Annotated in this window: 5 protein-coding genes; 3 read left to right on the top strand and 2 right to left on the bottom strand. The window is 61.9% G+C overall.

The window, feature by feature from the left end; genetic code table 11:
- Positions 1–144: 144 nt before the first annotated feature.
- Positions 145–2,118: a sialate O-acetylesterase gene (locus tag QMK33_RS09205; protein ID WP_283564285.1), complete on the bottom strand. Its 1,974-nt coding sequence runs from the start codon at positions 2,116–2,118 to the stop codon at positions 145–147.
- A gap of 166 nt (positions 2,119–2,284) precedes the next feature.
- Here QMK33_RS09205 and QMK33_RS09200 point away from each other — a divergent pair, with 166 nt between their 5' ends.
- From QMK33_RS09200 to QMK33_RS09190, 3 genes are read left to right on the top strand one after another with little or no spacing between them, the layout of a single operon-like run.
- Positions 2,285–3,583, top strand: a complete 1,299-nt coding sequence (locus QMK33_RS09200) for a sugar MFS transporter (protein WP_283564284.1) — start codon at positions 2,285–2,287, stop codon at positions 3,581–3,583.
- 27 nt (positions 3,584–3,610) lie between these two features.
- The gene (locus QMK33_RS09195; RefSeq protein WP_283564283.1) at positions 3,611–4,678 is read left to right on the top strand and encodes a glycoside hydrolase family 43 protein; all 1,068 of its coding nucleotides are present in this window, start codon (positions 3,611–3,613) and stop codon (positions 4,676–4,678) included.
- Positions 4,675–5,838: a glycoside hydrolase family 26 protein gene (locus QMK33_RS09190; RefSeq protein WP_283564282.1), complete on the top strand. Its 1,164-nt coding sequence runs from the start codon at positions 4,675–4,677 to the stop codon at positions 5,836–5,838. The genes QMK33_RS09195 and QMK33_RS09190 overlap by 4 nt, the downstream gene beginning before the upstream one ends.
- 112 nt (positions 5,839–5,950) lie before the next feature.
- On the opposite strand, the gene QMK33_RS09185 is transcribed toward QMK33_RS09190, so the two are convergent.
- Complete coding sequence (locus QMK33_RS09185) at positions 5,951–7,207, bottom strand: CBM35 domain-containing protein (RefSeq protein WP_283564281.1); 1,257 nt, start codon at positions 7,205–7,207, stop codon at positions 5,951–5,953.
- Positions 7,208–7,302: the final 95 nt, after the last annotated feature.

Genomic DNA, 7,302 nt, shown 5'->3' with positions numbered 1-7,302 from the left:
CTTGGGCACGTGGACGGGCAAATGAGGGGACAACCGCGCCCAAAGCGTGTCCGAAATGCGAAATTCTTGAACTGTAGCCATACCCCTAAAATACAACTGATTTTTCCCTATTCGGATAGCCTCTTAGCCGCGGCAAAAGCGCGCCTACTTGCGGCCTTCCGTCACACCCGGCCAGGTATCGGTGCGGAAAGGCACGGTGGGCAGGCCAGCCTTATTGTAGAGGTTGCCGTTGGGGCTGTCGGCCCAGTCGTAGCGCACGGCTACGGGGGCGGGCACGGCGGCGCTTTGCACCAACACCTCGTTGCCCACCAGGCGAGCCGTGGCCCAGTGAAATTGGCGGTCGGCCCCAGCCACGGCGAAGCCTTGGACAGTCGCGCCTTCCTTCACCAGCAATTCATTACCTACGGAGCTGAATTTCAGTTGAATAACCTTTCCCTTCGTTGTCATACCGGCGTAGGTGGGGCCGCTGGCCGTGAGCTTGTTGTCGCCGTAGGCCACGCGGCGAGCGGCCAGGGCGAGGCGGCGGCCCACCTCCTGTTTGTTGTGGGGGTGAATGTTGGCGGGGTCGCCGATGTCGATGGCTGTGGCCATGCCGGTGCGGGGCAGCCGCAGGGCCTGCGCCTGGGCCTCGCGCAGCTCGGCCCAGGCCGACTCACTGGGCTCAGGTTTAACATCTTGAAAATTAGATAATTGCACAAATAGAAAGGGTAGCTCGGCACCCCAGTGGTGCCGCCAGTCGGTGATGAGGGCCGGGAAAAGCGCGCGGTACTGCGCGGCCCGGCTGGCGTTGTTCTCACCCTGGTACCAGATTACCCCTTTGATAGCCAGCGGTATAAGCGGCGCAATCATACCGTTGTAGAGGGCTGTGGGGGCTATCTGGCCGCCGCCGGCAAAGGGCGGACCGGGCACGCCGGCGCGAGCAGTGCCAATCTGGTACTGCCAAAGGCCGGTCAGCGGCAGCGATTGCCCGGCTCCGTACACCGCCAGCTCGGCCGCGGGGCCCGTAAGGCCGCCGTTGCGGCCCGTAACCTCTACCCGCACGGCAATAACGTTGCGGCCGGGCCGTACGAGCGCGGCCGGCACTTGGTAGCGCCGCAGCTGGCTGTAGCCAGCGGTATCCCCCACTTTCACCCCGTTGAAAAACGTGCTGTCAGCGGCATCAATCTTACCCAATGTGAGCGCGAGCGGCTGGCCCGCCAGGGAGGCCGGCAGGTCAATTTCCTTCCGAAACCACACTACGCCATCGTAGGTAGTCGGCCCCAATGGCGCTTCCCAGTAGCCAGGCAGCGCCATAGTGGGCCAGGCACGGGCATCGAGTGTGGGCGCGGCCCAGTTTTGGCCGGCGGGCCGAGGGCCTTCGACATAAGCGCGCACATTGAGCAGCACGGAATTTTTCTTGGCTTCGTAAGCCAACTGGTCGTCGCGAAGTACAGTGGTTTTGCGCGCGAAGTTGGCTATGCTGGCTCCAAATTCGGGCAGCGTGCGCAGGCCCTCAGCGCTGACCCAGCATTCGGCAGGGGTGCCGCCCCAGGCACTCACTACCACGCCCATGGGCACCTGGTAGTGCTGGTACAGGTCGCGACTAAAGAAGTACGCCGCCGCCGAAAAATCTGCCACGGTGACCGGGCTACACACCTGCCAGCCGGTGCCCGCCACATCGGCCTGCGGTTGGTAAGCGGGTACCAGGTCGGTCTTAAAAAAGCGGATGTTGGGCCAGTTAGCGGCGGCAATTTCCTGGGCGGCATTATTGCCGCTTTTCACCTGAAACTCCATATTCGACTGCCCCGTGGCCAGCCACACGTCACCAAGCAGAATATCGGTGAGCTCAATTTTGTTGCGGCCGCGCACCGTGAGGGTATAGGGGCCGCCGGCGGGCGTGGCAGGCAGCGTGGCCTGCCAGCGGCCGGTAGCATCGGGGGCGCTGGCGTGGTACGTTTTTCCCGCAAACGTAAGCGTAACGGCCTCGTCTGGCGCGGCCCAGCCCCACACGGGTACCGGGCGGTCGCGCTGCAACACCATGTGGCTACGTACTAGCGCCGGCAGGCGCAGGGTAGTTTGGGCTACTGAAACGGATAACAGACTGATAATAAACGTCGCTTTGTTTTTTTCAGTACGCATCAGCCAAGGGCGGGAATTAGGAGCTACCGCCGGGGCAAAGGTCGGGAGGGGCGGCGCAAATTAGGGCTGGTGGTTTTCCAGCAAATACACGTACTGGCCGGCTTGGCATAGGTCGTTGGCAGCGTAACCAATATCTTCGGGGCTTCGTCCTCCATTTCTCACCCGCATGGCTGTTCCAATGTACTCCGCGCCGCCGCAGGCGGCCGGCTCCGATTCGCTTACCCCTACCCCGCGCTACACCTCGGCGCTGAGCGCCGTTACCACGCTATTCTTTTTGTGGGGCTTCATCACGTCGCTGAATGATATCCTCATTCCGTACCTGAAAGCCATCTTCCAACTCTCTTATACCCAGGCTAATCTGATTAACCTGTGCTTTTTCGGGGCCTATTTCCTGATGAGCATTCCGGCGGGCAAGCTGGTGGAGCGGGTGGGCTACAAGCGCGGCATGCTGCTGGGCTTTGTGGTGGCGGCCATTGGGGCATTTGTGTTTTACCCGGCCGCCGAGCAGCGCTCGTACGGGCTGTTTCTGGGGGCGCTGTTTATCCTGGCCTCGGGCATTACGCTGTTGCAAGTAGCTGCTAATCCGTACGTTGCCATTTTGGGCCCGCCGAAGTCGGCCTCGGCCCGCCTCACGCTCACGCAGGCGTTCAACTCGGTGGGCACCACGCTGGGGCCAGTGCTGGGCAGCATCTTTTTGCTGAGCCGGCTACCCGCGCTCGACAATGCCACCACGGCCGCCAGCATCGACGTGCGCGCCGTGCAGATGCCCTACCTCATAGTAGGCGGCATGCTACTGCTAATCAGCCTCTTGCTGAGCCGCGTTAACCTGCCGCAGATAGTGCCGGCCGAAGGCAACAACGCGGCCTCCCACCACGAAAAAGCCTGGCAATATCGCCACCTCATGCTTGGCGTGCTGGGTATTTTTGCCTACGTGGGGGCCGAGGTGGCCATTGGCTCGCACCTGGTGAGCTACTTTGCTCTGCCCGAAGTAGGCGGCCTCACGCCGCTGGCCGCCGGCCAGATGGTGGGCTTTTACTGGGGCGGGGCCACGGTGGGCCGCTTTGCCGGGGCCTACCTGCTCAATAAGTTTTCGCCCACTAAGCTGCTGGCCTTCAATGCCGCCGGGGCGGTGGTACTGGTGCTGGTGTCCATCAGCACCACGGGGCCGCTGGCCATGTGGACGGTGCTGGCCGTGGGCCTGATGAACTCCATTATGTACCCCACCATTTTCACGCTGGCGCTCGCCGGGCTGGGCCGCCACACCGAGGAGGCCTCGGGGCTGCTGTGCACCGCCATTGTGGGCGGCGCGCTGGTGCCCGTGCTGTTTGGGGCCATGGCCGACGGGCCGGGCCTGCGCTGGGCCTTCGTGCTGCCGGTGCTGTGCTATATCTACATTGGCTGGTACGGGCTGCGCGGCAGCCGGCCGATAGCCAACCTGGTGACACCGCCCATCGCGCTGCTTTAGTCAGTAGCTAAACTAATTAACCATCAAATGATTGCAAAGAAAGCGCTGTTAGCCCTGGGCCTGCTGACTTGTGGGGTAGCCCAGGCCCAAACCAAACCCAAGCTCACCGCCTCACCCGCCCGGCTCTCCGGCAACCCCATTCTTCCGGGCTGGTATGCCGACCCGGAAATCGCTATTTTCGGCTCGCAGTATTGGATTTACCCCACGCTGTCGGCCGTAGTGGGCGACACCTACCCCGCCAACGAGGCCGTGGGCGAGCGCAAGTCCTACGCCCAGCAGGTGTTTCTGGACGCCTTTTCGTCGCCCGACCTTATCACCTGGACCAAGCACCCGCACGTCCTCGACACGGCCAGCGTGAAGTGGGCGCGCCGCGCCGTGTGGGCCCCCGCCATCGTGGCCAAGGATGGGAAATACTACCTTTTTTTTGGGGCCAATGATATTCAGAACAACCAGCAGCGCGGCGGCATTGGTGTGGCGGTGGCCGATAACCCGGCCGGGCCGTTCAAAGATTACCTGGGCCACCCGCTGGTAGATAAGTTTGAGAGCGGTGCGCAACCCATTGACCAGTTTGTGTTTAAGGACACTGATAACAAGTACTACCTCGTGTACGGCGGCTGGCAGCACTGCAACATTGCGCAGCTCAAAAGCGACTTCACGGGCTTCGTGCCGTTCAAGGACGGCACTGTCTTTAAGTCGATTACGCCACCCGGCTACGTCGAGGGGCCGGTGATGTTCCGGCGGCAGGGCAAGTACTACTTCATGTGGAGCGAGGGCGACTGGACCGGCCCCGACTACTCGGTGGCCTACGCCGTGGGCGACTCGCCCTTCGGGCCCTTCCAGCGGGCGGGCAAGGTGTTGCAGCAGGATGCCCGGATTGGTACCGGCGCGGGGCACCACTCGGTGCTGCAAGTGCCGGGCACCGACCGCTGGTATATTGTGTACCACCGCCACCCGCTCGGCGATGCCGAGGGCAACCACCGCCAAGTAGCCATCGACGAGCTGCACTTTAATAAAAGCGGGCGTATTCTGCCCGTTAGAATGACTACGCAGGGCGCGCGCGCCGAACCCTTATCCAACCTCACTGGCCGCCGATGAGCTCCTCAACCAAAATAGCCTGGCTACTGGCCGGGGCCTTGGGCCTGGCAGGCTGCGGCACCGGCCGCGTGGGGCAGCCCACCGGTAGCCGACGCTTCCCCCACCCCGTGCAAGTAGTTGACAAGCAAGCTACTTATCAAACTAAGGCGCTGTTCTACAATTTGCAGCGGCTGCAAGGCCAAAGCATTCTGTTTGGTCAGCAGGACGCCACCCAGTACGGCATTGGCTGGCACGATGAGCCCAACCGCAGCGACGTGAAGAGCGTGTGCGGCTCGAACCCCGCCGTGTATGGCTGGGACGTGGCCGAGGTGGTGAACGCCACCCTGCGCGGGCGCACCGTAGCCACCGATACCACCCTGCGCCGCCATCGCCAACTGGTGCTCGATGCCTACCAGCGCGGTGGGCTCAATACCTTTTGCTGGCACATGGATAACTTCGTGACCGGCAAGAACTTCTACGACACGACGGCCGTGGTACCGGCCATCTTGCCGGGCGGCAGCCACCACGCGGCCTACCTCAAGGCGCTCGACATTGCGGCCGACTACTTCAAGGGCCTGCAAGCACCCGATGGCACGGCCGTGCCCGTCATTTTCCGGCCGTTTCACGAGCACACGGGCTCGTGGTTCTGGTGGGGCCGGCGGCACTGCACTACGACCGAGTTTACGCAGCTCTGGCAGTTCACGGTCAAGTACTTGCGCGATACTAAGCAGGTGCACAACCTGCTCTTCGCCTACTCGCCCGACCGCGTGCCCGACATGGCGGCCTACTTCGAGCGCTACCCCGGCGATGCCTACGTCGATGTGCTGGGCTTCGATGACTACGGCGATTTCGACAAGATTACGACCCCCAACAAAGGCGTAACAACGCTAGCCGCTATTGTGGGCGAAGCCGAAAAGCGCCACAAGATACCCGCCCTCACCGAAGCCGGCCTTGAAAAAATAACGACTCCCAACTGGTACAACGACAACCTGTTGGGCCAGCTGAAAGCCGACCCGCAGGCGCGCCGCATTGCCTACGTTATGGTGTGGCGCAATGCCCACCTGGGCCACTTCTACGCGCCCTACCCCGGCCACAGCAGCGTGCCCGGCTTCCTCAGCTTTTACCAGGATGCGCTCACGGGCTTCGAGAGTGACCACCCTCAGCTCTACACTGCGCCGTAGGCCAGCGCCTACCCTGCACAACCTCCGCGCGCCACGGCACACTCCCACGCAAAAAAGGCAGGCTTCCCCAACCGGGGAAGCCTGCCTTTTTCATAGCTCTTCAGGCATTCAACTAGTTGATAACCACGCGCTGCACCAAGGCAGGCTGGTCGCCGCCGCGCACCACTAGCTGGTAGATGCCGCCGGCCACGCCGGCCGTGGGTACCTGCAGCTGGTTGGTACCGGCGCGCAGGCTGCGGGTGGTGGTGCTCACGCGCTGACCCAGAGAATTTACCAGGTCGAAAGTGGTTTCCTGGGCTTTGGCTAGCTCCAGGCTCACGCTCAGGGCCTGGCCACTAGTGGGGTTGGGGTAGGCCGAAAGGGCCTTCTGGGCTTCGGCGCTGGCCCTGGCGGCCGTAGCCACGCCGGTGGCAGGCGTGATGTCTACGTAATCAACGTCGAGGTAGCTGGTCTGGCTGCTGATGACGATGGTGTTAACGCCAGCCACTAGGTTGTATTTGCCCGACACAAATGACTGGAAGGTGGTGCTGAGTCTGCCAAGGCCCGTCGTGAGTTTGCCGGTAGCCGCTGCCGCGCCGCGGGCTACCGATAAGTCGAAGCTCTTATCATCAAAAATTCCCCGTGCGCCAACGGCAATCTGATACAGGCCTGCTGTCACAATATTCACTGGCAGCGTAATAGTGCTAACCAGCGCTTTGTCTTCGGAAAAGCTACTCACGTAGCCGCCGGTACCCGAGTAGCTGGTAGCTGCGTTGCCGTCCTTGATTACTGCCTGCGCAAAGTACAGTTGCCCAGCCTCAGCCTCCACCCGGCCCGTGGTGGCGGCCGGGGTGAGCGCCGTGGGGATAGCCGCTACTGCTGCTACCTGAATGTAGTCGATGCCGTAGTAGTTGTCGCCTCCTTCGAGGGTAATCTTGTTGGCCCCGGCAGTCAACGCAACAACCGTCTTGGTGCTTCGGAAGTTGGTACCGGTTCTCGTCGAGTTGTAGTAGAGCTTGCCCGCAGGCCCGCCGTTTACGTGGATATTACCCGGTTTGGCTTCGTACTGCGATGCGTAGCGCACCAGCACCTCATAGAGTCCGGCTGCGCCAGCAGTGTACGGAAAATCGATGCCGCTGGGAGCGGCGTTGTAATCGACCCAGCCCGTGCCTGAGTAGCTATCATTACCCGCCGTTGCTGGATTTACATTTTTAACTACTGCCCCTCCGGTTAGGGTATTGGTAGGAGCCTCGGCCTCTATTTTAGGGGTGGTAGCAATAACCTGCGCGTGAACAGCGGGTGCCGCCAGCAGCGCCGCGCCGAAGCCGAGTAGTCCGAGAGCCTTAGCCAACGGGAAGCGGGAAGAAACAGACTGGTAGGAGTGTAACATGGGGGTGGGTGGGTGAAAATGAAAAAAATAAGTGTTGGGGACAAGCTATAAAATCTCCTTTTTTCGGCCAGCGCTACGCTGGCTGAAATAGTAAG

This window comes from Hymenobacter sp. H14-R3 (genome assembly GCF_030063445.1).
In the GTDB taxonomy this organism is placed as follows: Bacteria; Bacteroidota; Bacteroidia; order Cytophagales; family Hymenobacteraceae; genus Hymenobacter.
The sequence above is the reverse complement of the archived record's forward strand: the minus strand, read 5'-3'. Positions and strand labels throughout refer to the sequence as shown.

What these genes read in the sequence shown, in the direction of transcription:
- QMK33_RS09185 (WP_283564281.1), bottom strand. Translation starts at nt 7,207, where the DNA reads ATGTTACACTCCTACCAGTCTGTTTCTTCCCGCTTCCCGTTGGCTAAG.
- QMK33_RS09205 (WP_283564285.1), bottom strand. Translation starts at nt 2,118, where the DNA reads ATGCGTACTGAAAAAAACAAAGCGACGTTTATTATCAGTCTGTTATCC.
- QMK33_RS09190 (WP_283564282.1), top strand. Translation starts at nt 4,675, where the DNA reads ATGAGCTCCTCAACCAAAATAGCCTGGCTACTGGCCGGGGCCTTGGGC.
- QMK33_RS09200 (WP_283564284.1), top strand. Translation starts at nt 2,285, where the DNA reads ATGGCTGTTCCAATGTACTCCGCGCCGCCGCAGGCGGCCGGCTCCGAT.
- QMK33_RS09195 (WP_283564283.1), top strand. Translation starts at nt 3,611, where the DNA reads ATGATTGCAAAGAAAGCGCTGTTAGCCCTGGGCCTGCTGACTTGTGGG.